Below are 26,779 nucleotides of genomic sequence, written 5' to 3'. Positions count from 1 at the left end.
GGATCGTGGACCGTTGAACGCACGAACAGCCGGAATGGGGTTGGCGAGGCCCCCAAAAAGGGGACGGAGGGGATTAAGTCGCAATTGGCAAACAAGGCAAGAACGACTTAATCCCCTCCGTCCCTTTTTTTCATGCAGGGAGGCAGTGCTCCACGATCAGCTGGATGGCGCTGCCGCCGCGATAGTCGTCGCAGGCGAGCCGGTAGGCGAGATGCACGTGGCGGCCCGGCGGGTTGCCGTGCCAGCCACCGAAATGAATCGCGTTGATCGTGCCAGGTAAGCCCGGCAGGCGCAGTTCCAGCTTCAGGTGGCGCTCCTTCAGAACGCGCCAGTTGGCCACCTCGAAGTGGCCGTCGAACAGCGGCTCGGGGAAGCCCTGCCCCCACGGCCCGGCCAAGCGCAGCGCGTCGGCGTGGCGATGGTCGAGCTCGTCGGCGGCCAGTTCGCCGTCGCTGAGCACCTGCTGCTGCAGTGCCGCCGGGTCGAGCATTTCCAGCACGACAGCGACGAAGGCCGCCTTGAAGGCGTCAACATGATCAAGCCGCAGGCTGAGGCCGGCCGCCATGGCGTGGCCACCAAAGCGGTCGATCAGGCCCGGATGGCGCGCGTCGACCAGTGCCAACGCGTCACGGATGTGCAGGCCGGGAATCGAGCGCGCGGAGCCACGCAGCGTGTCGGCGCCCGGTTCGGCCGGGGCGAAGGCGACCACCGGGCGATGCAGGCGATCCTTCATCTTCGACGCGACCAGTCCCACCACGCCCGGGTGCCAGTCGGCATCGAACAAACAGGCCGCCACAGGGCGCTGCCCTGCCATGTCCAGCACCACACGGGCCAGCGCCTGCTCGGCGTCATCGGTCATCGATTGCTGCACCGCGCGCCGTTCCGAATTGATCTGCTCCAGCGTCTGCGCGATCTCGCGCGCCTGGCGCGGGTCTTCGGTCAGCAGCAGCGCAATGCCCAGTGCCATGTCCTCCAGCCGGCCCGCAGCGTTCAGACGCGGGCCGAGCGCGAAGCCGATATCAGTGGCGGTCAGTCGCGCGGCGTCACGACCGCTGGCTTCGATCAGCGCACGCAGGCCGACACAGCCCTGCCCTGCGCGTAGCCGGCGCAGGCCCGCGCTGACCAGCGCACGGTTGTTCGGATCAAGCGCTACCAGGTCGGCAACGGTGCCGACCGCCACCAGGTCCAGCAGCGTGGTCAGGTCCGGGCCCTTGCCATCGGCAAAGACACCGGCCTCGCGCATCTGCCGGCGCAGCGCCATCAGCACGTAGAAGATCACGCCGACGCCGGCCAGCGACTTGCTGGGGAAGGCATCGCCGTCCAGATTGGGATCGACGATGACATCGGCCGGCGGCAACTGCGGGCCCGGCAGATGGTGATCGGTGACCAGCACCTGCCAGCCACGTGCCTTGGCCGCAGTCACGCCCGCGTGGCAGGCGATGCCGTGATCGACCGTGACCAGCAGGTCCGGCTTCAGCTCGGCCAGCTCCTCCACCAGTGACGGCGACAGGCCGTAGCCGTGCACCATGCGGTTCGGCACCGCGTGGAAGACGTGCCGTGCGCCGAGCATGCGCAGGCCTCGCACGCCGACCGCACAGGCGGTGGCGCCATCGCAATCGAAATCGCCAACCACCAGGATGCGCTTGTCATTGGCGATGGCCTCGACCAGCAGGCCTACCGCATCATCGATGCCGGTCAGCAGCTCGGGCGCATGCAGGCTGACCAGCTTCGGCAGCGCCAGTTCCGGTGTGCCTGCGCCACGATTGGCATAGAGACGCGCCAGCAACGGCAGCGTGCCCTCCGGCCAGCTGCCGGGCACGACCGCATCGCGGCGGCGGATCATCGGCGTATCAGAGCTGGGCTGCGCGGCATCGGCGGCAAGGGACATCGGCATCGCCGGTTACGAAAGACAGAGGGATGATACCGCGCGCGGGAACGGCGGGGATTGGACGCTTCCGACGGTGGTCAGCGAGGTTCGTTGAGGCTTGCAGGGCTTCGCCCGTTACCTGCGGTAGTGCCGGCCGCTGGCCGACAACCCCGGCAATCATCGGGGGTCAGAGCCGTTTTCCCATGGAAAACGGATCCGACCCCGATCAATCGTGAAGTTGCCGCGGCTTCTTCCAGAACTGCCAGCGCTGGCCGCGGTCCAGCTGGAACTGCAGGCCATCCTCGAAATCCAGCACCAGCCGCTGCAGCTCGCCACGCCTCAGCGCGGCCAGCAGCGGGCGAATCGCATCGTTGCCGAGCTGCTGTAAAGAGCGAAGCTGGCGCAGATCGACCAGCGCATCCACCGCCTGCTCGCCATCCACGGCTACGCCAGCCGCCAGGGCCAGGCCCTGCAGCAGCGCATCGCGGCTGCGCACCTGGGCGTGCGGCGTACTGACCGAGACCGGCATCACGCCGCCACCCCAGAACCACAGCGAATTGATCGGCTGTTGTCCCTGCGCGGCGCGCTGCTGGTTCCAGGAATGGTTGTGCAGCAGCACCTGCGCTTCGGTCATCAGCGCCCGCCAGCGGCGACCGCCCTCGCCTTCCGGCAGGTGCGAGAACAGGTCATCGCCCAGCACCTCGTCCGGACTGTCGAAGTCCGGCAGGGCCAGGTCGATCGGAAGCCGCAGGTACCAGCGCGCAGGATCCGGTGCGTCTAGCACGAACCCGGCATCGGCGAACAACGGCTGCAGCACCGGCAGCAGGGCCAGGCAGTCAGCCAGCGTCGGCCGCAGGGTTTCGCCGTAGGCCATCATCCGCGCGCCATGCATGTCCGGCACCATGCAGGCCGGATCGGCGCGCAGCCAGCTGGCGCCGGCGGCATCGCCAACGTCACGCTGGCGGGTCAACGCGGCCACCGGCCAGTGCGGCGCGTTAACCGTGAAATGGCGCGTCAGCTGCGCGCGTTCGCCCGGTGCGACCTGCACGGCCGTGGCGCGGCCGAGCGCACGCGCCACATCGTCCGGCAGCGCAGCCGCGGCAAAGCGGCTGCGCGCCGGCAACAGCAGGGTCGCCGTTGCCACCGTGTCAGTCCACGTAGCTGACGCTGACGATCTCGTACTCGCGCTGGCCGGCCGGGGCATCGATCACGATCGAATCGCCTTCCAGCTTGCCGATCATCGCACGCGCCACCGGCGAGGAGATGGCGATCAGGCCCAGCTTGATGTCCGCTTCCAGGTCACCGACGATCTGGTACTTCTTCTCTTCGTCGGTTTCCACGTCGGCCAGGGTCACGCTGGCGCCGAACACCACCTTGGAGCCGGCATTGAGCTTGCTCACGTCGATGATCTCGGCGTGCGACAGCTCGCCTTCCAGCTGCTTGATGCGGCCTTCGATGAAGCCCTGTTCCTCGCGCGCGGCGTGGTACTCGGCATTCTCCTTCAGGTCGCCATGCTCACGCGCTTCGGCGATCGCGGCGATCACCTTCGGGCGCTTGACCGATTTCAGGTGATCCAGTTCGTCGCGCAGCTTCTGCGCGCCCTTCATCGTGATGGGGGCTCTCATGCATTCAACTCCTTGTGCAGCTCCTGCAGCGACCAGACGGGGCCGGTGCCGCGGAATTCCAGTGAATCCACCAGCGCCTTGGCGCCGGCAATGGTGGTCGAGTAGGTGACGCGATGCTGCAGCGCCTCGCGACGGATCGAGAACGAGTCGTTGATCGCCGAACGACCTTCGGTCGTGTTGACGATGTAGACGATCTCGCCGTTCTTGATCGAATCGACGATGTGCGGACGGCCTTCGACCACCTTGTTGATGATCTCGCAGTCCATGCCGTGCTGCTGCAGCCACGCGGCGGTGCCGCGGGTGGCGACCAGGCTGTAGCCACGCGCCAGCAGCGCCTTGGCGACCGGCAGCACGCGCTTCTTGTCCGGATCACGCACCGAGACGAAGGCCTTGCCGACCGGCGGCGCCTTGATGCCTCCGGCTTCCTGCGCACGCGCGAAGGCGGCGTTGAAGGTGCGGCCCACGCCCATCACCTCACCGGTGGAGCGCATCTCCGGCCCAAGGATCGGGTCGACGCCCTGGAACTTGGCGAACGGGAAGATCGCTTCCTTCACCGAGTAGTAGTCCGGCACGATTTCCTTGGTCGCGCCCTGCTCGGCCAGGCTCTTGCCGGCCATGCAGCGGGCGGCGATCTTGGCCAGCGGCATGCCCGTGGCCTTGGACACGAACGGCACGGTGCGCGAGGCACGCGGGTTCACTTCCAGCAGGTAGATGGTGTCGGCACCTTCATCACTGGTCTGGATCGCGAACTGGGTGTTCATCAGGCCGACCACGTTCAGGGCCTTGGCCAGTTCCACCACCTGGCGGCGCAGCTCGGCCTGGGTTTCAGCCGACAGCGAGTACGGCGGCAGCGAGCACGAGGAATCGCCCGAGTGCACGCCGGCTTCTTCGATGTGCTCCATCACGCCGCCGATCAGGACGTTGCCCTGGGCATCGGCAATGATGTCGACGTCGCACTCCACGGCATTGTCGAGGAAGCGGTCCAGCAGCACCGGCGAATCGTTGGACACCTTCACCGCGTCGCGCACATAGCGGGCCAGGTCGGCTTCGCCATAGACGATTTCCATCGCGCGGCCGCCCAGCACGTAGCTCGGGCGCACCACCAGCGGGTAGCCGATCTCGCGGGCCAGCAGCAGGGCTTCCTGGTCGTTGCGGGCGATGCGGTTCGGCGGCTGCTTCAGGCCCAGCGTGTCCACCAGCTGCTGGAAGCGCTCGCGGTCTTCGGCCAGATCGATCGAGTCCGGGCTGGTGCCGATCACCGGCACGCCGTTGGCTTCCAGCGCGCGCGCCAGCTTCAGCGGGGTCTGGCCGCCGTACTGCACGATCACGCCCTTCGGCTGTTCCAGTTCGACGATTTCCAGCACGTCTTCCAGGGTCAGCGGTTCGAAGTACAGGCGGTCGGAGGTGTCGTAGTCGGTCGACACGGTTTCCGGGTTGCAGTTGACCATGATGGTTTCATAGCCATCCTCGCGCAGCGCCAGTGCCGCGTGCACGCAGCAGTAGTCGAACTCGATGCCTTGGCCGATGCGGTTCGGGCCACCGCCCAGGATCATGATCTTGTCGCGGTTGCTCGGCGCGGCCTCGCACTCGTCCTCGTAGGTCGAGTACAGGTAGGCGGTACCGGTGGAGAACTCACCGGCGCAGGAGTCCACGCGCTTGTAGACCGGGCGCACCTTGTGCGCACGACGCAGCGCGCGGATGGCGGCTTCGTTGGTGCCGGTCAGCTGCGCCAGGCGCGCGTCGGAGAAACCAGCGCGCTTGAGCTTGCGCAGGCGTGCGGCGTCCAGCGCGTCGATGCCACCGGCAGCGACTTCAGCCTCGGCAGCGATGATTTCCTCGATCTGGTCCAGGAACCAGTGGTCGATGAACGACAGCGCGTAGATCTCTTCCACGCTCATGCCGGCGCGGAACGCATCGGCGACGAAGAACAGGCGCTCCGGGCCCGGGGCCTTCAGCTCGCGACGCAGGGTCTGCAGGTCTTCTTCGTTGCCCAGGTCCAGGCCGGTCGGGTCGAAGCCGACCTTGCCGGTTTCCAGGCCACGCAGGGCCTTCTGCACCGATTCCTGGAAGGTGCGGCCCATCGCCATCACCTCGCCCACGGACTTCATCTGGGTGGTCAGGCGGGCATCGGCGGCCGGGAACTTCTCGAAGGCGAAGCGCGGGATCTTGGTGACGACGTAGTCGATCGACGGCTCGAACGAGGCCGGGGTCAGGCCACCGGTGATCTCGTTCTTCAGTTCGTCCAGGGTGTAACCCACGGCCAGCTTGGCGGCGACCTTGGCGATCGGGAAGCCGGTGGCCTTGGAGGCCAGCGCCGAGGAACGCGACACGCGCGGGTTCATCTCGATGACGACCACGCGGCCGGTCTTCGGGTTGATGCCGAACTGCACGTTCGAGCCACCGGTATCGACGCCGATCTTGCGCAGCACGGCGATGGAGGCATCGCGCAGGCGCTGGTATTCCTTGTCGGTCAGGGTCTGCGCCGGGGCCACGGTGATCGAGTCACCGGTGTGCACGCCCATCGGGTCCAGGTTCTCGATCGAGCAGACGATGATGCAGTTGTCCGCGGTATCGCGGACCACTTCCATCTCGAACTCCTTCCAGCCCAGCACCGACTCTTCCACCAGCACTTCGGTGGTCGGCGACAGTTCCAGGCCGCGGCTGACGATCTCGACCAGCTCTTCGCGGTTGTAGGCGATGCCGCCACCGCTGCCGCCCAGGGTGAAGCTGGGACGGATGATGGTCGGGTAGCCGACGCGGGTCTGGATCTCCAGCGCTTCGTCCAGGGTGTGGGCGACGGCGGCGGTCGGGCATTCCAGGCCGATCTCACCCATGGCCACGCGGAACAGCTCGCGGTCTTCGGCCATGCGGATCGCTTCGCGCTTGGCGCCGATCAGTTCGACGTTGTACTTCTCCAGCACGCCGTTGTCGGCCAGGTCCAGCGCGCAGTTCAGCGCGGTCTGGCCACCCATGGTCGGCAGCAGTGCATCGGGCTTTTCCTTGGCGATGATCTTCTCGACCGTCTGCCAGTTGATCGGCTCGATGTAGACGGCATCGGCCATCTCCGGGTCGGTCATGATCGTGGCCGGGTTGCTGTTGACCAGCACCACGCGGTAACCCTCGTCACGCAGGGCCTTGCAGGCCTGGGCGCCGGAGTAGTCGAACTCGCAGGCCTGGCCGATGACGATCGGGCCAGCACCGATGATGAGGATGGTCTTGAGGTCAGTGCGCTTGGGCATTTTCTTCTCTAAGTCAGTACAGCGTGACAAGGGGGGTGATCGCACGCTGTCGATCAGGAATCTTGATCCGCAGCGCCGCGCCAGCGGCAGCAGCGTTGCGGGGTTTACGGTCCATCGCGACGCCACCGGGGGGCCGGCGGCGTACTGATCACGCCTTGGCCTGCTCCATCAGCACCACGAAGCGGTCGAACAGCGGACCGACATCGGTCGGGCCCGGCGACGCTTCCGGGTGGCCCTGGAACGAGAACGCCGGCACGTCGGTGCGGGCGACACCCTGGTTGGTGCCATCGAACAGCGAGCGGTGGGTCACGCGCAGGGTCGGCGGCAGGGTCGCTTCATCGATCGCGAAGCCGTGGTTCTGCGAGGTGATCATCACCCGGCCGCTGTCCAGGTCCTGCACTGGGTGGTTGGCACCATGGTGGCCGTGGCCCATCTTCATGGTCTGCGCGCCCGAGGCCAGGCCCAGCAGCTGGTGGCCCAGGCAGATGCCGAAAGTCGGGATCTTCACGTCGATGAAGGTCTTGATCGCTTCGATGGCGTAGTCGCACGGTTCCGGGTCACCCGGGCCGTTGGACAGGAACACGCCGTCCGGCTTAAGTGCCAGCACTTCGGCGGCCGGAGTCTGTGCCGGCACCACGGTCACTTCACAGCCACGCTCGGCCAGCATGCGCAGGATGTTGGTCTTCACGCCGAAATCGTAGGCCACGACCTTGAACTTCGCCGGCACACTGACGAAGGCGTTGGCGTCCAGGTCCAGCTGGCCCTCGGTCCAGGTGTAGGTCTTCTCGGTAGTGACGACCTTGGCCAGATCCATGCCCTTCAGGCCGGGGAACTTGCGGGCGGCTTCCAGTGCCTTTTCCACGTCGATATCGCCGGCCATCAGCGCACCGTTCTGCGCGCCCTTCTCGCGCAGGATGCGGGTCAGCTTGCGGGTGTCGATGCCGGCGATGGCGACCACGCCGCGCTGGATCAGCCAGTCCTGCAGCGACACCTGGCTGCGCCAGTTGCTGGGACGGCGCGGCACGTCGCGCGCGATCAGGCCGGCCGACCACACCTTGGACGCTTCATTGTCCTGGTCGGTCATGCCGGTGTTACCGATATGCGGATAGGTCAGCGTGACCATCTGCCGGGCGTAGGACGGGTCGGTCAGCACTTCCTGGTAGCCGGTCATGGCGGTGTTGAACACCACCTCACCGACGGACAGGCCGGGCGCGCCTACGGATTCGCCCTCGAATACGGTGCCGTCTTCGAGGACGAGGATTGCGGCTTGGGTCACGGGAATCTCACTTTGGCTACCGAGGGGGCTGCCGAAGTCACGCCTGCGCTTCACGGAAATCCGGTTGCAAAAAAGCGCGGACGTACGGTCTGGGACCGGTCCGGCTTTCGTGATTCGGCGAGTGCGAATTGTAGCGCTGCCGGGGCGCTCGCGCCAGCGGTTATCGCGCTTCATGAACAGGCGATTGCGCATTCATTTCAATCCGGCGGGGGTCGGATCCTTTCCCGGCAGGGAAAGGCTCTGACCCGGATGCCCGCAAATGGGGTCAGAGCCCTTTCCGCTGGAAAGGGATCCGACCCCAGGAATCAGCCCGCCTTACTGCAGCAGGTCGCGCACCCGGTAGCTGCCGGGCGCCCGGCCCTGCAGCTGGCGGGCGGCGAACAGCGCGCCGCGGGCGAAGATGTCGCGGTTGGTGGCCCGATGCACCAGCTCGATGCGCTCACCCAGCCCGGTGAACTGCACCAGATGCTCGCCAACGATGTCACCGGCACGCAGGCTGGCGTAATGCGGCTCCGCCCCGCCCCGCTGCGCGGCCGCCCCCAGGGTCAGCGCAGTGCCCGACGGCGCGTCCTTCTTCTGCGTATGGTGCGACTCGACGATGTCACAGTCCCAGCCGGCCAGCGCCTGCGCGGCGCGTTCGACCAGCTCGTCCAGCACCGCCACACCCAGGCTGAAATTCGACGCCCAGACCAGCGGGATGGACGCCGCCGCGGCCTCCAGCGCCTGCCGCTGCGTGCTGGAGATGCCGGTGGTACCCGAGACCAGGCCGGCGCCCCGCTCCACGCACAGCGCCAGCATGGGGTCGAAGCCCTCCGGCAGGCTGAAGTCGATCGCTACGTCGAACATCGGCGCACCGGGCAGTTCGCTGGCCGCGAAGAACGGCACGCCGTCGACCACGCGCTGGGCCGGCGCACGGCCGGTCACTGCAGCCACGATCTGCAGGGTATCGGGATGTTCGGCGGCCAGCCGCAGCAGGGCCTGGCCCATGCGCCCGGAGGCACCGTGAATGAGCAATCGCAGGGGAGTCTGGTTCATGCCTGCAGGCTAGCGGCAGCACGCCTGCTCCGGCAAGCGCCATCACTGCTACGCTGCATGCCCTTTCATGCAATGGATGGCAGCCCCCTCATGCAGATCAGCGAACAGCTGGTGCTGGTCACCGGTGCCGGCCGCGGCCTCGGCCAGCACATCGCCCGCGCGTTCGCTGGGCAGGGCGCGCGCGTCATCGTCAACTATCACCGCAGCGAAGGTGCCGCACGTGCGCTGTCCGCCGAGCTCGGCGGACAGGCGATCGCGCTGCCGGCCGACGTCACCGACCGCGGCCAGGTCGATGCGATGCTGCAGCAGGCGCTGGGCCACTTCGGCCAAGGCGTCACCACCGTGGTCAACAACGCACTGGCCACCTTCTCGTTCAATGGCGATGCCCGCGACGGCGCCGCCGACATCGGCTGGCCGGCGTTCCAGGCACAGTTCGAGGGCAGCGTGCGTGGCGCGCTGAACACTGTGCAGGCCGCCCTGCCCGGCATGCAGGCCCGTCGCTTCGGGCGCGTGATCAACATCGGCACCAACCTGTTCCAGAACCCAGTGGTGCCCTACCACGACTACACCGCCGCCAAGGCCGCGCTGCTGTCGCTGACCCGCACCCTCGCCGGCGACCTCGGCCCGCATGGCATCACCGTGAACATGCTGTCGGGCGGCCTGCTGCGCACTACCGATGCCAGCGCCGCCACGCCCGAAGCAGTGTTCGACTACATCGCCGCAAACACGCCACTGCGCAGCGTCACCACGCCGGCCGAGTTCGCCGATGCCGCGCTGTTCTTCGCCAGCCCCTGGTCGCGCGCGGTGACCGGGCAGAATCTGGTGGTCGATGGCGGGCTGGTGCGGGACTGAGCCAATGCGCATTTCCGAGGTCAGCCGCCTGACCGGGGCCAGCGCCAAGGCCATCCGCCTCTACGAGGCGCGCGGACTGCTGCCGCCGGTGCCACGCCTGAACCGCTATCGCGACTACAGCGAACAGGACGTGGCCTGGGTGCAGCTGATCCGCCAGGCGTTGGCGCTGGGCATCACGCTGGCCGCCGTCTCCCGCGTGCAGGACCGGGATGGACGGCTCGACTGGCCGGCCGTGCTGGCCCTGCTTGAGCAGCAGCGCAACCGCATTGCCAGCGAGCGGGCACGGCTGGCGCAGGTCGAGCTCGACCTGCAGCAGGTCAGCGACGAACTGCGGCAGTGGCTCCACTCCGGCAGCGGCGACTGCATCCTGGAACCCAGCGGCTGCACCGCTGGCGTTTGACTCTGCCCCTGGGGCACAGCCCAACCTCGCGCTCTTTCCATTGCCCGAGGTTGCCGTGTCCCGCTCCATCCTGATCCTGCTCGGCCATCCCGACCGCGACAGCCTGTGCGGCGCCCTTGCCCAGCGCTACGCCACTGCCGCCGAGAATGCTGGCCACCGGGTGCGCCTGATCGCATTGGGTGAACTCGAGTTCGATCCGGTGCTGCGGCATGGCTACCGCCAGATCCAGCCGCTGGAAGCCGACCTGCAGGACGCGGCGGATGCGATCGATGTCTGCGATCACCTGGTGCTGGTCTATCCCACCTGGTGGGGTGCGATGCCGGCGCTGCTGAAGGGCTTTTTCGATCGCATGCTGTTCCCGGGCTACGCCTTCCGCTACCGGCGCGATTCGGTGTGGTGGGACCGGCTGCTGGCCGGGCGCAGCGCACGGGTGATCACCACGCTGGATACGCCGCCCTGGTATTACCGCTGGATCTACCGCGACCCGGGCATCAGCCAGATCCGCGCCACCATCCTGGAGTTCTGCGGCATCCGCCCGGTGCGGGTCAGCCGTCTCGGTGCGGTACGCAGCAGCAGCCCGGCGCAGCGGGAGCGATGGCTGGCGTTGGCAGCAGAGCTGGGAGCGCGGGTTCGGTAGATTCAGGCCATCGGCAAGGCGTGCGAACCAAGGTTCGCACCCACCTGGGGCGAGGGTTCGCACCCACCTGGAAGGTTCTTGCCCACCTGGGGCGCTCGTTGCACGTGTCGCGTTTGCCAATTGACCCCAAGGCACTGCGCCTCAAGGCTGTGGGCCCTTCTTCCGGCCCAGGCAAAGCCCATGAAATCCTCGACCGTCTTCAGCAAATGCGCCAGGAAGACCGGCTTTGCCGGGACGTCGACGACCCGCTACCGCTTGCTGGATGACGCCCTGCTGGTTGTGAATCACCAACGCGCCAGCGAAAGCCGGGGCTTCTATGTGAATGCCGGGCTCTACTTTCCAGAGCTGCTCGAGTATCCCCTCGCGCCTGATGATCTTGAAACGGCTTTCCGGTATCGCTCCAGCATTCCCACGCCCCATGTCGACTGGCGGATCGAAGAAACGCCAGGCCTTCGCCGGGCCTTCATCCAGCAGGATCTTGAAGATCTTCTGCAGGCCGGCAATCGCGATGGCATGAAATGCCTGCTGCTCGACGCCCTTGCCGATGTGGCGGGTTTCGCGGCGGCCCATGGAAACCGGAAATCGGTACGGCGATTGAATCAGGATGGAAGCTTCCGCGCGATCATCCGCAGAGAGGTCTGAATCCCGGAAGCGTGCGAACCAAGGTTCGCACCCACCGGGCGAACGTTCGCCCCCAGGCGGCCACAGTCGAGCAAGCTCGACGCTACTTCCCGGTCGGCCCGCAGCTGTCGCAACCGCCACAGGCACCACCGCCGCCCGTGGCCGGCGGTGCGATCTTCCGCCCCAGCGCCTGCAGCCAGGCGGCGCGGCCCGGCTTCAGCAGCGCCAGTGCCAGTGCCCCGCGCAGCCTGCGCACGGTGCCCGGGAACTGCTTCTTCAGCACCACCCACGCACTGACCAGCACGGCCACCGCGACGATCAGGTACTGCAGCAGCAATCCACGGTCCATCAGCCGCCTCCCAGCGCCTTGGTCACCTGGTAGGTGATCAGCGCGGCAACGTAGGCCGCCGCGAACAGGTAGAACGCGGCGAAGCCCATCTGCTTCCACGAGTTGGTCTCGCGCTTGATGGTGGCCAGCGTCGAGATGCACATCGGGGCGTAGATGAACCACACCAGCAAGGCCAGGCCAGTAGCCAGCGACCAGCCATCCGCCACCACCGGCGACAATGCGGAGATCGCCGCGTCGTCATCGGCAGCCGACAGCGCATACACCGTCGCCAGCGAGGACACCGCCACTTCACGCGCAGCAAGGCCCGGAATCAGCGCGATGCAGATCTGCCAGTTGAAGCCCAGCGGCGCGAAGATCGCCGTCATCGCATGGCCGATCTGGCCGGCGTAGCTGTAATCGATGGCCGGCATCGTCGCGTCGGCGGGCGCGCCCGGGAACGACAGCAGGAACCACAACAGGATGGTCAGCGCCAGGATGATGCCGCCGACGCGCTTGAGGAAGATCATGCCGCGCTCGTACAGGCCAACGGCGAGGTCACGCGGATGCGGAATGCGGTACGACGGCAGCTCCAGCATCAACGGGTGCTCGCTCTTGTCGCGGCGCCACTTCTTCATCACCCACGACATCACCAGCGCGCTGAGGATACCGGCCACATACAGGCCGAACAGCACCAGGCCTTGCTGATTGAAGATGCCGATCCTGCCGGCAGGAATGAACGCGCCGATCAGCAGTGCATAGACCGGCAGGCGTGCCGAGCAGGTCATCAGCGGTGCCACCAGGATCGTGGCCAGGCGGTCACGCGGGTCCTGGATGCTGCGCGTGGCCATGATGCCGGGCACCGCGCAGGCAAAGCTGGACAGCAACGGGATGAACGACCGCCCCGACAGGCCGGCCGCCGCCATCATCCGGTCGAGCAGGAACGCCGCACGCGGCAGGTAGCCGGACTCTTCCAGCGCCAGGATGAAGGCGAACAGAATCAGGATCTGTGGCAGGAACACCACCACGCCCCCCAGGCCGGCGATGATGCCGTCGGTCAGCAGGCTGGTCAGCGGCCCTGCCGGCAGCACGCTGGCGGCCAGCTCACCGAGCCAGGCGAAGCCGGCCTCGATGCCATCCATCAGCGGCGTCGCCCAAGCGAACACCGCCTGGAAGATCAGGAACATCACCACAACCAGGGTGATCAGGCCGAACACCGGGTGCAGGAGCCAGCGGTCCAGTGTGTCGTCGATCTTTGCGGTCCGCGCCGGCATGCGCACGGCCACCGACAGGATCCCGCGCACCTTGGCGTGGTAATCGATGCCACCTTCCGGGCCCGGCACCGGCGCATCCAGGTGCGGCACCATGGCGTCGAGACGCTCGACCAGGGCCTTGGCGCCCTGCTTGCGCACCGCCACGGTCTCCACCACCGGCACGCCCAGCTCGCGCTCCAGCGCGGCCACATCCACCTGGATGCCGCGGCGCTGGGCCGCATCGACCATGTTCAGCGCCACCACCATCGGCTTGCCGAGCTCACGCAGTTCCAGCGCAAAGCGCAGGTGCAGGCGCAGGTTGGTGGCGTCGATCACGCACAGCAGCACGTCAGGTGCGGCTTCGCCCGGGTAGAAGCCCCGGCACAGGTCGCGGGTGATCGCTTCGTCCAGGCTGGCCGGGTGCAGGCTGTAGGCGCCCGGCAGGTCGAGCACCGCGAATTCACGGCCGGACGGCGCACGCAGGCGGCCTTCCTTGCGTTCTACGGTGACGCCGGTGTAGTTGGCGACCTTCTGCCGGCTGCCGGTCAGCTGGTTGAACAGCGCGGTCTTGCCGCTGTTGGGGTTTCCGACCAGCGCGATGCGCAGAGGTGCGGTAGAGGCTGCAGCGGTCATGCGCGACGCTCCTGGCGATTGGCGTCGACCACGACGCGCTTGGCTTCACTGATCCGCAGTGCGAACCGAGTGAACCCGACCTGCACCAGCAGCGGCTCGCCACCGACCGGACCCTTGGCCACCAGGCGCACTTCCTCGCCCTGCACGAAACCCAGTTCGCGCAGGCGACGGGCGATGGCATCGTTGGCATGGAGGTCCTGCACGGACTCGACCACGGCCGAGGTGTGCAGCGGCAGTTCGGACAGCGTCATCTAGCGCATTCTCTGCTGGATGTAAATGGTTCTCGATTCTAACATTCCCGCGTCGCGTCATGGCCCATGACCAATGGCCCGCTATGATCCATACAGGTATGGAGTGACCCTGGAATCCCATGAACGATGCTTTGCAGATCGAGCGCCGTGGCGCTGTCCTCACCCTCTGGCTGAACCGGCCGGAGCTGCACAACGCCTTTGATGCCGGCCTGATCGCGCGGCTGACCGCCGCCCTGGAGGCAGCCGGGCGCGATGACGCGGTACGCGCGGTGGTGGTGGCCGGGCACGGTGCGTCCTTCTCGGCCGGTGCCGACATGCAGTGGATGCGCGGCATGGCCGCGGCCAGCGAGGCCGACAACCGCGAGGACTCTCTGGCCCTGGCCCGGCTGATGCGCACCCTGGACGAACTGCCCAAGCCGACCCTGGCCCGGGTCCACGGCGCAGCCTTTGGTGGTGGCGTCGGCCTGGTCGCCTGCTGCGACATCGCCATTGCCACCACCTCGGCCCGATTCGGCCTGACCGAAAGCCGCCTGGGGCTGCTGCCGGCGGTGATCTCCCCCTATGTGATCGAGGCCATCGGCCCGCGCCAGGCCCGTCGCTGGTTCGCCACCGGCGAGCATTTCGACGCCGAAACCGCGCTGCGCATCGGCCTCGTCCACCAACTGGTCGAGCCCGAACGCCTGGACGAAGCGCTGGAGCGCCAGCTGGCCCTGCTCGACAAGGCCGGCCCGATCGCCTCGTCCACCGCCAAACAGCTGGTGAGGCAGGTCCGTGACAGCCATGACCGCGACGCCCTGGATCGCGACAATGCCGCCCTGATCGCGCGCCTGCGGGTGTCCGCCGAGGGCCAGGAAGGCCTGGGCGCCTTCCTCGACAAGCGCGCCCCCCATTGGGTCACGGAAGCCTGAACATGCTCGATCATCTTGGTTTGACCAACGCCGACCTGGCACGCAGCAAGACCTTCTTCCCACAGGCACTGGCGCCACTGCAGATCGGCATGGTGATGGAGGTGGCCGCATGAGCGACTACGTCCGCATCGTCGAGGTCGGCCCGCGTGACGGCCTGCAGAACGAAAAGCAGTCGGTGTCCACCGCCGACAAGATCGAACTGATCAACCGCCTGTCGGCCACCGGCCTGCGCAGCATCGAGGCGACCAGCTTCGTCAGCCCGAAGTGGATCCCGCAGTTGGCCGACGCCGCCGAGGTCTACGCCGGCATCCAACGCCGGCCCGGCATCCACTACCCGGTGCTGGTACCGAACGAACAGGGCTACGACCGCGCCCGCGCAGTGGGGGTGGAGGAAGTGGCGGTGTTCACCGCCGCTTCGGAGGCGTTCAACCGCACCAACACCAATGCCGGCATCGACGAGTCGCTGGCCCGGTTCGAGCCGATCCTGCGCCGCGCCGCCGCCGATGGCGTGCGCGTGCGCGGCTACGTCTCCACCGTGCTCGGCTGCCCCTACCAGGGCGAGGTGCCGCTGGCCGACGTGGTGCGGGTGGCGCGCGCCCTGCACCAGATGGGCTGCTACGAAATCTCGCTGGGCGACACCATCGGCGTCGGCACCCCGCGCAAGGCACGGGCGATGCTGCAGGCGGTTGCCGCCGAGATTCCAATGGCGGCACTGGCCGTGCACTTCCACGACACCTACGGTCAGGCCATCGCCAACATCGCCATCTGCCTGGAAGAAGGCGTGCGCGTGGTCGACAGCGCGGTGTCCGGCGCCGGTGGCTGCCCATATGCCAAGGGCGCCAGCGGCAACGTCGCCAGCGAGGACGTGGTCTACCTGCTGCAGGGCCTGGGCCTGGACAGCGGCGTGGACCTGCCGGCACTGGCCGAAACCGGCCGTTGGCTGGCCGGTCTGCTCGGACGCGCCACCGCCAGCCGCACCGGCCAGGCGCTGGCTGCCGCCGGCTGACCGCCTCACTGCGCCGCCCTGCAGCGGCGGCGCAGTGCACAACAGCGGCGGTCGCGGCTTCCGTTAGAATCGGCGGTTCTCGAACCTGCAGGACCGTGCAATGCAGCTGTCTTCCGTACGTGCCGTGATCACTGGCGGCGTCTCCGGTCTCGGCTTGGCCGTGGCCCAGCACCTCGTCGCCCAGGGCGGCAAGGTGGCCCTGTTCGACCTCAACGACGAAAAGGGTGCCGCCGCCGTTGCCGGGCTGGGCGCCGACGCGGCCCGCTATTTCAACGTCAACGTCAGTGATGAAGCGGCCGTCTCGGCAGCCATCGACCAGGCCCACGATTTCCTCGGCGGCCTGAACGTGGCGATGAACTGCGCCGGCATCCTCGGCGCTGGTCGCGTGCTCGGCAAGGAAGGCCCGATGCCGCTGGCCGGCTTCCAGGGCACGGTGATGGTCAACCTGGTCGGCAGCTTCAACGTGGCCAAGGCCGCGGCCAACCGCATGCAGCACAACGACGCCGGCACCGATGGCGAGCGCGGCGTGATCATCAACACCGCCAGCATCGCCGCCTATGAAGGCCAGATCGGCCAGGCCGCGTATGCCGCCAGCAAGGGCGGCGTGGTCTCGATGACGCTGCCGATGGCGCGCGAACTGTCGCGCTTCGGCATCCGCGTCAACACCATCGCTCCGGGCGTGTTCTGGACGCCGATGGTGGATGGCATGCCCGAGGCGGTGCAGCAGTCGCTGGCCGCCTCGATCCCGTTCCCGTCGCGCCTGGGCAAGCCGGAAGACTTCGCCAGCCTGGTCGGCTTCATCCTCGGCAACACCTACCTCAACGGCGAGACCATCCGCCTGGACGGCGCTACCCGCCTCGCTCCGAAGTGATTCCCCCCGGGCGCCGGGACGGCGCCCTCCCCCAACGACCAACATCATCATGAAAGCCAACGACATCAAGAAGGGCAACGTCGTCGAGTACAACAACGGCGTGTACCAGATCCGCGACATCGAGCGCAGCTCGCCGCAGGGTCGCGGCGGCAACGTCCGCTTCCGCTTCATCATGTACAGCGTACCGGGCGGCAACAAGCTCGATGCCAGCTTCGATGCCGACGACAACCTGGTCGAGGTCGAACTGCTGCGCCGCCAGTCCACCTATTCGTACAAGGACGGCGATGCGTTCGTGTTCCTCGATGACGAGGACTACACCCCGTACACCCTGGACGCGGACGTGATCGGCGACGACGCCGGCTACATCACCGACGGCCTGACCGGTATCTACGTGCAGGTGATCGACGAGCAGCCGGTGGCGATCCAGCTGCCGGCTTCGGTGGTGCTGGAAGTGATCGAGACCCCGCCGGAGCTGAAGGGCGGCACCGCCACCAAGCGCCCGAAGCCGGCCAAGCTCAACACCGGCATCGAGATCATGGTGCCGGAGTACATCGTCAACGGCGAACGCGTGCTGGTGAACACCGCCACCGGCGAATTCGCCGGCCGTGCCGACTAAGCGCCTCGCGCTGGTCGCTTGCCTGTCCCTGCTTGCGGCGTGCTCGCCGCAGGCAGCGGGCGGCGCATCGGTAGTAGTAGTTGTGTAGAGCCGAGCCCACGCCCGGCTGCGTTGTGCTCTGCACAGGCACTGCAGCCGAGCGTGGGCTCGGCTCTACGGAGGGCTTACGGCTGCTTCGCGCCGAAGTTGCCGCAGCCGTGATACTGGCGGGTGCCGATGGTCAGGTTCACCTTGACATCGAACGCTTCGCCACTCATGTCATCCTGGCAGGTGGTGCGCTGGAAGCTGAGCTTGACGTCGGTACCGTCGGACGCCTTGCCGCTCCAGCCGTCAGCGCCTTCGGTGGGCTTGGCCACATCGAAGCGACGCTCGCCGTAATCGACTTCCACCTGCAGGCCGGGCGTGTCGCCGTCAACGATGGCCAGCCAACCCGGTTCGTTGCCAGTGGCGCGGAACGCGGCGTTGCCGGCACTTCCGTCGCCTTCAGTGGCTTCGACCGCATGGCACTCGCGATCGGCCTCGCCCTTCAGGCTCAACAGGCCGTCATCGCTGCCCTTGGTCCAGAAGCTGTTGCCCTGGCCATCGCCGTACTTGGCGCCGGACGCCGCACGCTCCGAGGTCATGGCGAAAGTACGCTCGCCGATCACCACCGTGGCCGCATCCTCGCCGTTGAAGGTGGCGCGCACGCTCAGATCACCGCACTTGTACGTGGTCTCGCTGCCGGTACCGGCGCCGGTGCTGGCCGCTGGTTCGGGCGCGGCCGGCGACGCGGCATCATTGCCGCTGGCGGCGGGCGGCTGGGCCGGCTGGCACGCGGCCAGCACCAACCCGAGGGAGGCTGCCAACAGACTGGGAACTACACGCATGGCTCGACTCCTTGTCGACACTACAGAGAGGCTCGACCCTACCACCTGCCGGTGAGCGGGGCCTGAAAGTGGCCTGACCGCGCTCAAGGGGCCAGCACCGCCATCGACAGAAGCTGCGCGCCGCTCGCCCCGGAACTGCAGGCCCACACCCGCAGCAGGCGCAGCTTCAGTTCACGCTCCCGGCCCTGCTGCCGCACGGACAATCGCACGTCGCTGGACAGCAACGCCAGGCGTCCGCACAGCAGCGTTTCCACTGCGTACGACTGCAGGCTGCACACCTGCAGGTTCCCGGCCAGCCAATCGCCCAGCCATGGCAGATCGAGCAAGCGCCCGCCCTGCCCATCCATCATGAACAATGCCGGCGATACCAGCGTGGTCAGCGCATCGTGATCGTTTTCCAGCAGCGCTGCACACAGGCGCTGCTCCAGCACCATCAACTGCCGCTCATGCAGATCTTCAACGATGTCCCGTTCCATCCACGGTTCCTTCCGGCATCGGCCGGCGCCTGCGCAGGCGCTGCGCGATCCACTGCCGCGCCCCCTGCACCACTACATAGAAGACCGGCACGAAGAACACCGCCAGCACGGTCGCGCTGACCATGCCGCCGAACACGCCGGTTCCGATCGCCTGCTGGGTTTCCTTCGACGCGCCCTGCGCCAGCATCAGCGGCACCACGCCCAGCGCGAACGCCAGCGAGGTCATCACGATCGGCCGCAGGCGAAGCCGCGCCGCCTCCAGTGCCGCCTCGACCAGGCCGCGCCCCTGCTGCTGCAGCTGCCGCGCGAATTCGACGATGAGGATCGCGTTCTTCGCCGACAGCCCGATCACGGTGATCATGCCGACCTTGAAGAACACGTCGTTGGGCATGCCCCGCAACAACACCGCAGCAACCGCACCGAGCAGGCCCAGCGGCACCACAAGCATCACTGCCAGCGGGATCGACCAGCTCTCGTACAGCGCCGCCAGCACCAGGAATACCACCAGCATCGACAGCAGCAACAGCCACGGCGCCTGTGCCCCCGATTCCCGCTCCTGCAGCGACTGGCTGGTCCACTGCAGGGCAAAACCGGACGGCAGTTTTCCGGCCAGCCGCTCCATCTCCGCCATGGCCTGGCCGGTCGATACGCCGGAAGCCGGTGCGCCGGACAGGTTCAACGCCGGGAAACCGAGATAGCGCTGCAGCTGCAGCGGTGCCTCGGTCCAGTGCGGCGTCACCAGTTCCGACAACGCCACCATGCCGCCCTCGCTGTTGCGCACGTACAGCTCCAGCACGTCCTCCAGTTCCATGCGATGCGGCGCATCAGCCTGCAGGATTACCTGCTGCAACCGGCCCTTGTTGGGGAAATCATTGACGTACTGCGAGCCCATTGCCGCCGACAGCGTACTGCTGATGTGTTCGAAGCCCACGCCCATTGCCTCGGCCTTGGCCCGGTCGATGTCCAGCCGCACGCTGGTGCCTGCAGGCAGGCCATCGGCATGCACTTCCGACAGCAGCGGGCTGGCCTCGGCCAGCTTCAGCAGTTGCTGCAGGGCCGCGCGCAGCTCTGCCTGGCTCTGCCCTGTACGCGCCTGCAGGGCCAGCGAGAAGCCAGACGAACGTCCCAGGCTGTCGATCGCCGGGGGCATCACGCTCATCACCTCGCCCTCGGCCACAGTGGCCATCGCCTTCTGCGCGGCCTCCACTTCACCGGCCGCGGTGGCGCCTGCGCGCTCGCCCCAATCCTTCAGCATGGTGTAGGTCAACGCCGCGCTTGGGCCGGAGCCAGAGAAGCTGTAGCCAAGGATCGACTGGTTGGAGCCGATGCCCGGGCGCGAGGCCACATGGCGTTCGTAGGCTTCGACCACGGCCAGCGTGCGCTCGGCCGTCGCCTCGGCCGGCAGCTGGATGGAGGTCATGAAATAGTCCTGGTCCTCTTCCGGCAGGAATGCGCCCGGCAGCCAGTGCAAGCCCAGCAACAACGCCACTACCAGCGCGGCGAACACGCCCATCACCCGCCCGCTGCGCTGCATTACCGACGCCACGCCACGCTGGTAGCGCCCGGTCATCTTCTCGAAGCCGCGGTTGAAGGCGCCGAACAAGCCGCCACGTCCGTGATGGCCATGGGTGTTCGGCCGCAGCAGCGTCGCGCACAGCGCCGGCGTCAGGCTCAATGCCAGCAGGGCCGAGAACAGGATCGATACCGCCATCGCTACGGTGAACTGGCGGTAGATCGCCCCCACCGAACCGCTCGCGAAGGCCATCGGAATGAACACCGCAGTCAGCACCAGGGTGATGCCGATCACCGCGCCGGTGAGCTCGCGCATTGCCTTGATGGTGGCCTCGCGCGGCGGCAGGCCCTCCTCGGCCATGATCCGCTCCACGCCCTCGACCACCACGATCGCATCATCGACGATGATGCCGATCGCCAGCACCATGCCGAACATGGTCAGCACGTTGATCGAGAAGCCCAGGGCCAGCATCACCGCGAAGGTGCCGAGCAGCGCGATCGGTGCGACCAGCGCCGGAATCAGCGTATAGCGCCAGTTCTGCAGGAACAGGTACATCACCGCGAACACCAGCAGCATCGCCTCCAGCAGCGTCTGCACCACCTTCTGGATCGAGATCTTGACGAACGGGGCGGTGTCGAACGGAATGCTCGCCTCCACCCCGCGCGGCAACAGCGGCGCCAGTTCGGCCATGCGCTCACGTACCGCCGCCGCCGTGCGCACCGCATTCGCGCCAGGGCGCAGCTGCACGCCGGCGGCGGTGGCCGGATGGCCGTCCTCGCGGGTGCCCCAGGCATAGCTCTGTGCACCCAGTTCGACGCGGGCGACATCACCCAGCACAACCCGTGAACCGTCAGCACCGGCCCGCAGCACGATGGCGGCGAACTGTTCCGGCGTGGACAACTGGCCTTCGGCGCTGAGCGGCACGGTGATGCGTTGGCCCGGCACACCCGGCGAATCGCCGATGCGTCCCGGCGAAATCTCCAGATTCTGCTGCTCGATGGCGGCAGCCACATCGCCGATGGTCAGCCCATAGCCGGTCAACCGGGTCGGGTCCAGCCACACGCGCATGGCCTGCTCGGCACCGAACAACTGCACACGGCCGACGCCATCGATGCGCCGCAGCTCTTCAATGATGTTGCGCGCCATGAAGTCGCCCAGCGCCGCCTCGCTGGCGCTGGCATCCGGCGAACGCAGGCCGACCAGCATCAGGAAGCCGGAATCGGCGGCCTCCACGAACAGGCCGTTCTGGCGCACGCTGCGCGGCAGGCGCGGTTCGATCGCCTTGATCCGGTTCTGTACGTCCACCTGTGCCAGCTCCGGGTTGGTGCCGGGCTTGAAGGTGGCGGTGATCGAGGCTTCGCCGGAGGTGTCCACCGACGACTCGAAATACAGCAGGTGCTTGACGCTGGACAGCTCGCGCTCGATCAGGCCAACCACCGCATCGTTCAACGTCTGCGGGCTCGCACCCGGATAGCTGGCATAGATGCTGACGCTGGGCGGCGCGACCGCCGGATAGCGCTCCACCGCCAGCCGCGGGATCGCCAGCACGCCGGCCAGGATGATGAAGATCGCCAGCACCCAGGCGAACACCGGGCGATCGATGAAGAAACGTGCCATGTTGGATTTTCCTGGAGGGGCCGGCCCGGGAAAGGCTCAGCCCTGGCTGCCGGCCTGCACCGCACCGGCGCTGGCGACCGGCTTCTGCCAGTCGCGTGCATCGACCACCACGCCTTCCTGCAGGCGTTCCTGGCCCTCGACCACCACCTTCTCGCCGGCCTTCAGGCCGGTGCGCACCAGCCACTGGCGATCGACACTGCCGTCCACCTCCAGCGTGCGGATCACCGCCTTGCCGTCGGCGCCGACCACCCAGGCGTAGGCCTGGCCACCGGCGCTGCGCAGCACCGCCTGCTGCGGCACGGTCAACGCACTGGCCGGGGCGCCGCGCGGCACCCTCGCGCGCACATACATGCCGGGCAGCAGCTGGCGCTGCGGGTTGTCGACCAGGATGCGCAGGATCACATCACCGGTACGGGCATCGACGTTGATGCCGGAGAACAGCAGCTGGCCGCGCTCGGGCAGCGGCTTGCCGGTGGCCCCGATGATCGTCACCGGCAGCTCGCCACCACCGGCGGCACTGCGCTGCAGCGACTCCAGCTGCGCCGCCGGCTGGCGTACATCCACGTAGACCTGGTCGATCTGCTGCACCACCGCCATCGGATCGGCATCGGCCACGCCGACCAGTGCGCCTTCGGTCACCAATGCCTGATCGATACGGCCGGCAATCGGTGCGCTGACCGTGGCATAGCGCAGGTCGAGCTGGCGACGGGACAGGATCGCACGCGCCTCATTCACCGCCGCGCGCGCCTGTTCGTACTCGGCGCTGGCGTCGTCGCGATGCTGCTGGCTGACCGCCTGCGCGGCGGCAAGGGCATGCAGGCGCTGCGACTGCACGCGGCTGCGGGCCAGCGCCGCCTCGCTGCGCTGCAGGGCAGCCAGGGCCGAATCGACGTCGGCCCGGAACGCGGCCGGGTCGATCTGGAACAGGGCCTGGCCGGCACTGACTTCCGCACCCTGGTCGAACAGGCGCCGCTGTACGATGCCTCCGACCTGCGCGCGGATCTGGGCGGTGCGCACCGCAGCCACGCGGCCGGGCAGTTCGTCATCGCGCTGCACCACCTGCGGGCCGACGCTGATCACGCTGACGCGTGGCGTGGCTTCGGGGGTGGCTTCGGGGGAGGAGCAGGCCGTCATGGCCAGGGCGAGGGCCGCGATCAACGCGGCCGGAGTCCTGAAGGTTCTCATTGCTGTGCACAATGCCGCGCAGGCGGCGGATAGGTTCTGAAGCGCGCAGTGTGCGTGGCGATGATGGGGTTTCGATGGAGGTACTGTGGAGATACGATGGAGGCAAGCACCTTTCGGCCCCGCCCCAGCATGCATGCCTCCCCTGCACTCGCCGCCCTCGTCCTGATCGTCGAGGATGAGGCCGAGATCGCCGACATTCTCACCGCCTACCTGGAACGCGAAGGGCTGCGCACGCTGCGCGCCGCCGATGGCCACAGCGCACTGGACCTCCATCGCAGCGCCCGCCCCGACCTGGTCCTGCTCGATGTGCAGCTGCCACGCGTGGACGGCTGGAGCGTGTTGACCCAGCTGCGCCAGCGCGGCGAGACGCCGGTGATCATGCTGACCGCACTGGACCAGGACCTGGACAAGCTGACCGCGTTGCGCATGGGCGCTGATGACTACGTAGTCAAGCCGTTCAACCCGGCCGAGGTGGCTGCGCGCGTACGCGCCGTGCTGCGGCGTACGCTGCGCGCCTCGCGCGTGGACGCGCCCACCGCGCTGCGCGTCGGCCCGCTGCTGATCGACTCGGCCACCCATGCCGTGCACGTGGAGGGCGAAGGCTACAGCCACGAAGTGCTGCTCACCTTCACTGAGTTCAAGCTGCTGCACTGCATGGCGCTGGCCCCGACGCGCATCTTCAGCCGCAGCGAACTGATGCACGAATGCCTGCCGGAAAGCGAAGCGCTGGAACGCACCGTCGACAGCCACGTCAGCAAGCTGCGCCGCAAGCTGGACGAAGTGGGCATGGTCAACGTCCCGGCCAGCGTGCGTGGCGTCGGCTACCGGTTGATGGCCGACCGCTGATGCGCCCCCTGCGCCGTTCCGGGCTGAGCCGCCACATCATCGTTTCGATGTCGCTGATGGTGATCGGCGTCATCGTGATGATGATCCTGTCGTCGTGGCTGCTGTACGCCGTGTTGATCGAGTTCTTCCCCGGCAGTGCCGAGGAGCCGGAGAGCTGGCTGCCGACCGGGCCGGAACTGGCATGGATGGTGGGCGTGATCCTGACCGGGCTGGCGCTGGCCATCGCCGCTTCGTTCCGCCTGGCCCACCGCATCCTCTCACCATTGAATTCACTGGTGGACAGCGTGCGCGCGCTCGCTGGCGGCGACCTGGGCGCACGCGCCAGCGTCGAGGAAAATTCGCCGGGCGAAGTGGCGACCCTGGTCGAGGACTTCAATGCGATGGCGCGCCGCCTGCAGCACATGGAGAGCGAGCGCGCGATGTGGCACGCGGCCATCGCCCATGAGCTGCGCACGCCGGTGACGATCCTGCGCGGGCGCCTGCAGGGGCTGGCCGAGGGTGTATTCCAGCCGGACGAGTCGCAGTTCCGCAGCCTCCTTGCCCAGGTCGAAGGGCTGTCACGACTGATCGAGGATCTGCGCGTGCTGAGCCTGTCCGACAATGCGCGGCTGGACGTGCGCCGCGCGCGCACCGACGTGGTCGCCGAGGTGCATTCGGTGATGACCCTGGTCGATCCGCAGTTCCGCGCTGCAGGCTTCGTGCTGGAACTGGAAACCAGCCGCGAGGAACACAACGCGCACTGTGATCCCACGCGGTTGCGCCAGGCGTTGCTGGCGCTGCTGGAGAACGCGCGGCGCTATGCCTGTCCGGGAAAGGTGCGGATTGCGGTGCATGACACGCCCGGCCACGTGCAGGTATCGATCGAAGACGAGGGCCCGGGCATCGACCCGCAACTGCACGCGGATATCTTCACCCCGTTCATGCGTGCCGACGGTTCGCGTTCGCGCCAGGGCGGCGGCAGCGGGCTCGGTCTGGCGGTGGTCAAGGCCATCGCCGACGCGCACGGTGGCCGCGTCTACTGCATGCCGGGCAGCGCGGGCGGCAGCCGCTTTGTCATCGAGCTGCCGCGCCAGTAGGCGGTGCTGCGGCCTGCTCGCGCAGGTGTGCACCGAGTGCATCCAGATTGGCGTCGATCGCATCCATTTCCTCGCGCTGCCGGTTCGGCAGCTGTAGGCGCAGCTGCACGCGCAGCGCCTGCCACGCCGGGACCGCCCGCGCACTGCCAGTGGCCACGGCCCGGGACAACAGCGCCTGCTCGTCACCCAGCGGCAACCCGTAGCCGCCCTCCTGCAGCAGCGTTCCAGGGCGCAGCCATTGCCCGCTCTGCTCCAGCAGTCCTCGCAGGCTGCGGGTCTCAGTACTGTCCGGTGCGCCCAGCAGCTGCCGCTTGAGCACATCGCGCGCACGCAGTTCGGCGCGCCGCTGCGCGGCCTGTTCCAGCAGCAGCAGGCCGGCGCTGGCACGCAGGTCGCCCTTCAGCAGCCACGGTGCCCGTCGCTGCGCAGGCAGCGCCAACCAGCCGCGCACATCGCGCGCAGGCAACGCCAGCTGGGCCGCGGCCACGCCGAACAACTGCTGGTAGTGGTCGCGCGCCGAGGCGAAGTAATAGCCCTGCGCCTGTGCTGAATCGCGGTCAGCCAGCACCTGCTCGTCGAGCACATGCAGTCGGGACAGCCGACGCTTCAGCCCGCGCGGACTCAACTGGGCCAATCCGCCCTGGCCCAGGCGCGGCACCCCGGCCTGCAGCAGCTTGGCCGTTTCCACCGCGCAGTTGTTGCTGACAAAGTAGTAGCGCCCGTCATAGCTCCAATGCACCTGTGCGGTGCGCTCGAGCAGGCTGGCAATTTCGCTGCGCTCCAGCTGCAACGGCAGCGACTGCAGCCCGCGCAGCTCGACCTTGGTGTACTCGTCCACCACCTGCTGCAGTGGCAGCACGAACAGCCGCGACGGATAGCCACCGGTGAGCCCCCGCCAGTTGGAAATCTGAACGTCACCAACGAACGCGCGGAACGACAGCACGCGGTGATATTCCAGGTCCAGGCGGCAGTCCGGCCCAAGCGCGCGGCCCGGCCGGCAGACCACCAGCCGCAGCATGCTGTGGCCCCAGCGGCTCATCGGCTGCGCACTGCCTTCGGCGAACAGGTAGTCCACCGCGTAGACGCGCGCCGGGTCGAGCTGCAGCAGCGATGCAGCGCCCTCCTCCGATTCGGCCTGCAGCAAGGGCAGCGTCGTTGAGCACTGCGGCTGTGGCAGCGACGGCGGTGTTCCGAAATGGGCCTGGTACCACTGCGCCAATGCGGGGCGCCGGCAGGCGAACTCGCCGTCGAGCACGAAATGCTCGGCGTTCACTGCCAGGTACTCGGCGGGGTTCGTCAGCTCATAGACATCCGGGCTGCGGTCATGGAAGTCATTGTCGCCGCGACCGAGATGCCATGGCTTGCGCTGCCATCCGGCCAGATCGCGCCAGCGCGCACTGCGCGACCAGTTCGCACCGCCACGGTCGGCGACGTGGGTCAGTTCATGCACCAGCGCGCTGCGGCGCGCGCGGCGGCTGCCGGGCATGCCGTCATCCAGCAGGTTGCGGCGCAACGTGATGCGGCCAGCAAAAGCGCGGCCATGCACCGCGGCGGGAAGCTCATCACTCCAGTGCACCTGCACCTGGGCCGGCAAGGCACGCAGCAGGCCCTCCGGCAGCAATGACTGCACGTCGGCCAGGGTCTGGCTGGCGAGCTGTTGCTGTGCAGGGCTCAGCCCTGCTGGATCCAGGCGCAGGTCTCCGCTGGCGTGTACGGCCGGAGCCACCAGCAGTAGGGCCAGGCCATGCCTGGCTGCGTTGGGTGCAGATGTCATGGCGTTGCCGG

General features: G+C 67.7%; 24 protein-coding genes and 1 pseudogene. 11 read left to right on the top strand and 14 right to left on the bottom strand.

What is annotated here, in order from left to right:
• Positions 1-130 precede the first annotated feature (130 nt).
• The 6 genes from recJ to dapB all read right to left on the bottom strand — a co-directional run bounded on the left by recJ (position 131) and on the right by dapB (position 9,042).
• On the bottom strand, positions 131-1,888 hold the full coding sequence (recJ, locus tag B9Y82_RS07620; RefSeq protein WP_100472162.1) for a single-stranded-DNA-specific exonuclease RecJ: 1,758 nt from the start codon (positions 1,886-1,888) through the stop codon (positions 131-133).
• Between the two features lie 205 nt (positions 1,889-2,093).
• Positions 2,094-3,011, bottom strand: coding sequence for a phosphoglycerate mutase (locus tag B9Y82_RS07615; protein WP_100472161.1), 918 nt, complete (start codon positions 3,009-3,011; stop codon positions 2,094-2,096).
• 4 nt (positions 3,012-3,015) lie between these two features.
• Entirely contained in the window at positions 3,016-3,480 is a 465-nt protein-coding gene (greA, locus tag B9Y82_RS07610) for a transcription elongation factor GreA (RefSeq protein ID WP_026347191.1), read from the bottom strand.
• Positions 3,481-3,488: 8 nt separating this feature from the next.
• Positions 3,489-6,731, bottom strand: a complete 3,243-nt coding sequence (gene carB / locus B9Y82_RS07605; protein ID WP_100472160.1) for a carbamoyl-phosphate synthase large subunit — start codon at positions 6,729-6,731, stop codon at positions 3,489-3,491.
• Between the two features lie 148 nt (positions 6,732-6,879).
• Positions 6,880-8,007, bottom strand: a complete 1,128-nt coding sequence (gene carA / locus B9Y82_RS07600) for a glutamine-hydrolyzing carbamoyl-phosphate synthase small subunit (protein WP_100472159.1) — start codon at positions 8,005-8,007, stop codon at positions 6,880-6,882.
• Positions 8,008-8,322: 315 nt separating this feature from the next.
• A complete protein-coding gene (gene dapB, locus B9Y82_RS07595) occupies positions 8,323-9,042 on the bottom strand; it encodes a 4-hydroxy-tetrahydrodipicolinate reductase (protein WP_100472158.1) in 720 nt (239 codons plus the stop codon).
• Positions 9,043-9,132: 90 nt separating this feature from the next.
• Here dapB and B9Y82_RS07590 point away from each other — a divergent pair, with 90 nt between their 5' ends.
• The 4 genes from B9Y82_RS07590 to B9Y82_RS07575 all read left to right on the top strand — a co-directional run bounded on the left by B9Y82_RS07590 (position 9,133) and on the right by B9Y82_RS07575 (position 11,573).
• Positions 9,133-9,894, top strand: a complete 762-nt coding sequence (locus B9Y82_RS07590; RefSeq protein ID WP_428993172.1) for a 3-oxoacyl-ACP reductase — start codon at positions 9,133-9,135, stop codon at positions 9,892-9,894.
• 4 nt (positions 9,895-9,898) lie between these two features.
• Entirely contained in the window at positions 9,899-10,294 is a 396-nt protein-coding gene (locus B9Y82_RS07585; RefSeq protein ID WP_100472156.1) for a MerR family transcriptional regulator, read from the top strand.
• Between the two features lie 55 nt (positions 10,295-10,349).
• The gene (locus B9Y82_RS07580) at positions 10,350-10,931 is read left to right on the top strand and encodes an NAD(P)H-dependent oxidoreductase (RefSeq protein ID WP_100472155.1); all 582 of its coding nucleotides are present in this window, start codon (positions 10,350-10,352) and stop codon (positions 10,929-10,931) included.
• Between the two features lie 180 nt (positions 10,932-11,111).
• A complete protein-coding gene (locus tag B9Y82_RS07575) occupies positions 11,112-11,573 on the top strand; it encodes a DUF4304 domain-containing protein (RefSeq protein ID WP_100472154.1) in 462 nt (153 codons plus the stop codon).
• A gap of 82 nt (positions 11,574-11,655) precedes the next feature.
• Here the strand turns inward: B9Y82_RS07575 and B9Y82_RS07570 are convergent, their stop codons facing one another.
• From B9Y82_RS07570 to B9Y82_RS07560, 3 genes are read right to left on the bottom strand one after another with little or no spacing between them, the layout of a single operon-like run.
• Entirely contained in the window at positions 11,656-11,901 is a 246-nt protein-coding gene (locus B9Y82_RS07570) for a DUF6587 family protein (RefSeq protein WP_100472153.1), read from the bottom strand.
• The gene (feoB, locus tag B9Y82_RS07565; RefSeq protein ID WP_100472152.1) at positions 11,901-13,763 is read right to left on the bottom strand and encodes a ferrous iron transport protein B; all 1,863 of its coding nucleotides are present in this window, start codon (positions 13,761-13,763) and stop codon (positions 11,901-11,903) included. Before feoB ends, B9Y82_RS07570 begins: the two co-directional genes overlap by 1 nt.
• Complete coding sequence (locus B9Y82_RS07560; RefSeq protein WP_100472151.1) at positions 13,760-14,014, bottom strand: FeoA family protein; 255 nt, start codon at positions 14,012-14,014, stop codon at positions 13,760-13,762. The genes feoB and B9Y82_RS07560 overlap by 4 nt, the downstream gene beginning before the upstream one ends.
• Positions 14,015-14,133: 119 nt before the next feature.
• Here B9Y82_RS07560 and B9Y82_RS07555 point away from each other — a divergent pair, with 119 nt between their 5' ends.
• The 5 genes and pseudogenes from B9Y82_RS07555 (at position 14,134) to yeiP (ending at position 17,415) form a co-directional block, all read left to right on the top strand.
• Positions 14,134-14,922: an enoyl-CoA hydratase/isomerase family protein gene (locus B9Y82_RS07555; RefSeq protein ID WP_100472150.1), complete on the top strand. Its 789-nt coding sequence runs from the start codon at positions 14,134-14,136 to the stop codon at positions 14,920-14,922.
• A gap of 2 nt (positions 14,923-14,924) precedes the next feature.
• Positions 14,925-15,032 (top strand): annotated as a pseudogene (locus B9Y82_RS07550) (VOC family protein); the annotation flags it as partial.
• Complete coding sequence (locus B9Y82_RS07545; RefSeq protein ID WP_100472149.1) at positions 15,032-15,928, top strand: hydroxymethylglutaryl-CoA lyase; 897 nt, start codon at positions 15,032-15,034, stop codon at positions 15,926-15,928. The pseudogene B9Y82_RS07550 and the gene B9Y82_RS07545, both read left to right, overlap by 1 nt.
• A 100-nt stretch (positions 15,929-16,028) precedes the next feature.
• On the top strand, positions 16,029-16,799 hold the full coding sequence (locus tag B9Y82_RS07540; RefSeq protein WP_100472148.1) for an SDR family oxidoreductase: 771 nt from the start codon (positions 16,029-16,031) through the stop codon (positions 16,797-16,799).
• A gap of 49 nt (positions 16,800-16,848) precedes the next feature.
• The gene (gene yeiP, locus B9Y82_RS07535) at positions 16,849-17,415 is read left to right on the top strand and encodes an elongation factor P-like protein YeiP (protein ID WP_005409468.1); all 567 of its coding nucleotides are present in this window, start codon (positions 16,849-16,851) and stop codon (positions 17,413-17,415) included.
• Positions 17,416-17,579: 164 nt separating this feature from the next.
• Here the strand turns inward: yeiP and B9Y82_RS07530 are convergent, their stop codons facing one another.
• The 4 genes from B9Y82_RS07530 to B9Y82_RS07515 form a co-directional block, all read right to left on the bottom strand.
• Entirely contained in the window at positions 17,580-18,281 is a 702-nt protein-coding gene (locus B9Y82_RS07530; protein WP_100472147.1) for a COG3650 family protein, read from the bottom strand.
• An 83-nt stretch (positions 18,282-18,364) separates the two neighbouring features.
• Positions 18,365-18,757 (bottom strand): nuclear transport factor 2 family protein, encoded by a 393-nt coding sequence (locus tag B9Y82_RS07525; RefSeq protein WP_100472146.1) that lies wholly within the window; start codon positions 18,755-18,757, stop codon positions 18,365-18,367.
• Positions 18,738-21,887 carry a multidrug efflux RND transporter permease subunit gene (locus B9Y82_RS07520; protein ID WP_100472145.1) on the bottom strand — a complete coding sequence of 1,050 codons (3,150 nt, stop codon included), beginning with the start codon at positions 21,885-21,887 and terminating at the stop codon, positions 18,738-18,740. The genes B9Y82_RS07525 and B9Y82_RS07520 overlap by 20 nt, the downstream gene beginning before the upstream one ends.
• Before the next feature lie 36 nt (positions 21,888-21,923).
• Entirely contained in the window at positions 21,924-23,072 is a 1,149-nt protein-coding gene (locus B9Y82_RS07515) for an efflux RND transporter periplasmic adaptor subunit (protein ID WP_100472144.1), read from the bottom strand.
• 129 nt (positions 23,073-23,201) lie between these two features.
• Here B9Y82_RS07515 and B9Y82_RS07510 point away from each other — a divergent pair, with 129 nt between their 5' ends.
• Both B9Y82_RS07510 and B9Y82_RS07505 read left to right on the top strand, forming a co-directional pair.
• Positions 23,202-23,918, top strand: coding sequence for a response regulator (locus B9Y82_RS07510; RefSeq protein WP_202908119.1), 717 nt, complete (start codon positions 23,202-23,204; stop codon positions 23,916-23,918).
• On the top strand, positions 23,918-24,994 hold the full coding sequence (locus B9Y82_RS07505) for an ATP-binding protein (RefSeq protein WP_100472142.1): 1,077 nt from the start codon (positions 23,918-23,920) through the stop codon (positions 24,992-24,994). Before B9Y82_RS07510 ends, B9Y82_RS07505 begins: the two co-directional genes overlap by 1 nt.
• On the opposite strand, the gene B9Y82_RS07500 is transcribed toward B9Y82_RS07505, so the two are convergent.
• The gene (locus B9Y82_RS07500) at positions 24,972-26,768 is read right to left on the bottom strand and encodes a DUF4105 domain-containing protein (RefSeq protein ID WP_100472141.1); all 1,797 of its coding nucleotides are present in this window, start codon (positions 26,766-26,768) and stop codon (positions 24,972-24,974) included. The two genes, B9Y82_RS07505 and B9Y82_RS07500, sit on opposite strands and share 23 nt — an antisense overlap.
• Positions 26,769-26,779 lie beyond the last annotated feature (11 nt).

Origin of the sequence: Stenotrophomonas maltophilia (genome assembly GCF_002799155.1) — a bacterium.
Taxonomy (GTDB): domain Bacteria; phylum Pseudomonadota; class Gammaproteobacteria; order Xanthomonadales; family Xanthomonadaceae; genus Stenotrophomonas; species Stenotrophomonas maltophilia_R.
The sequence above is the reverse complement of the archived record's forward strand: the minus strand, read 5'-3'. Positions and strand labels throughout refer to the sequence as shown.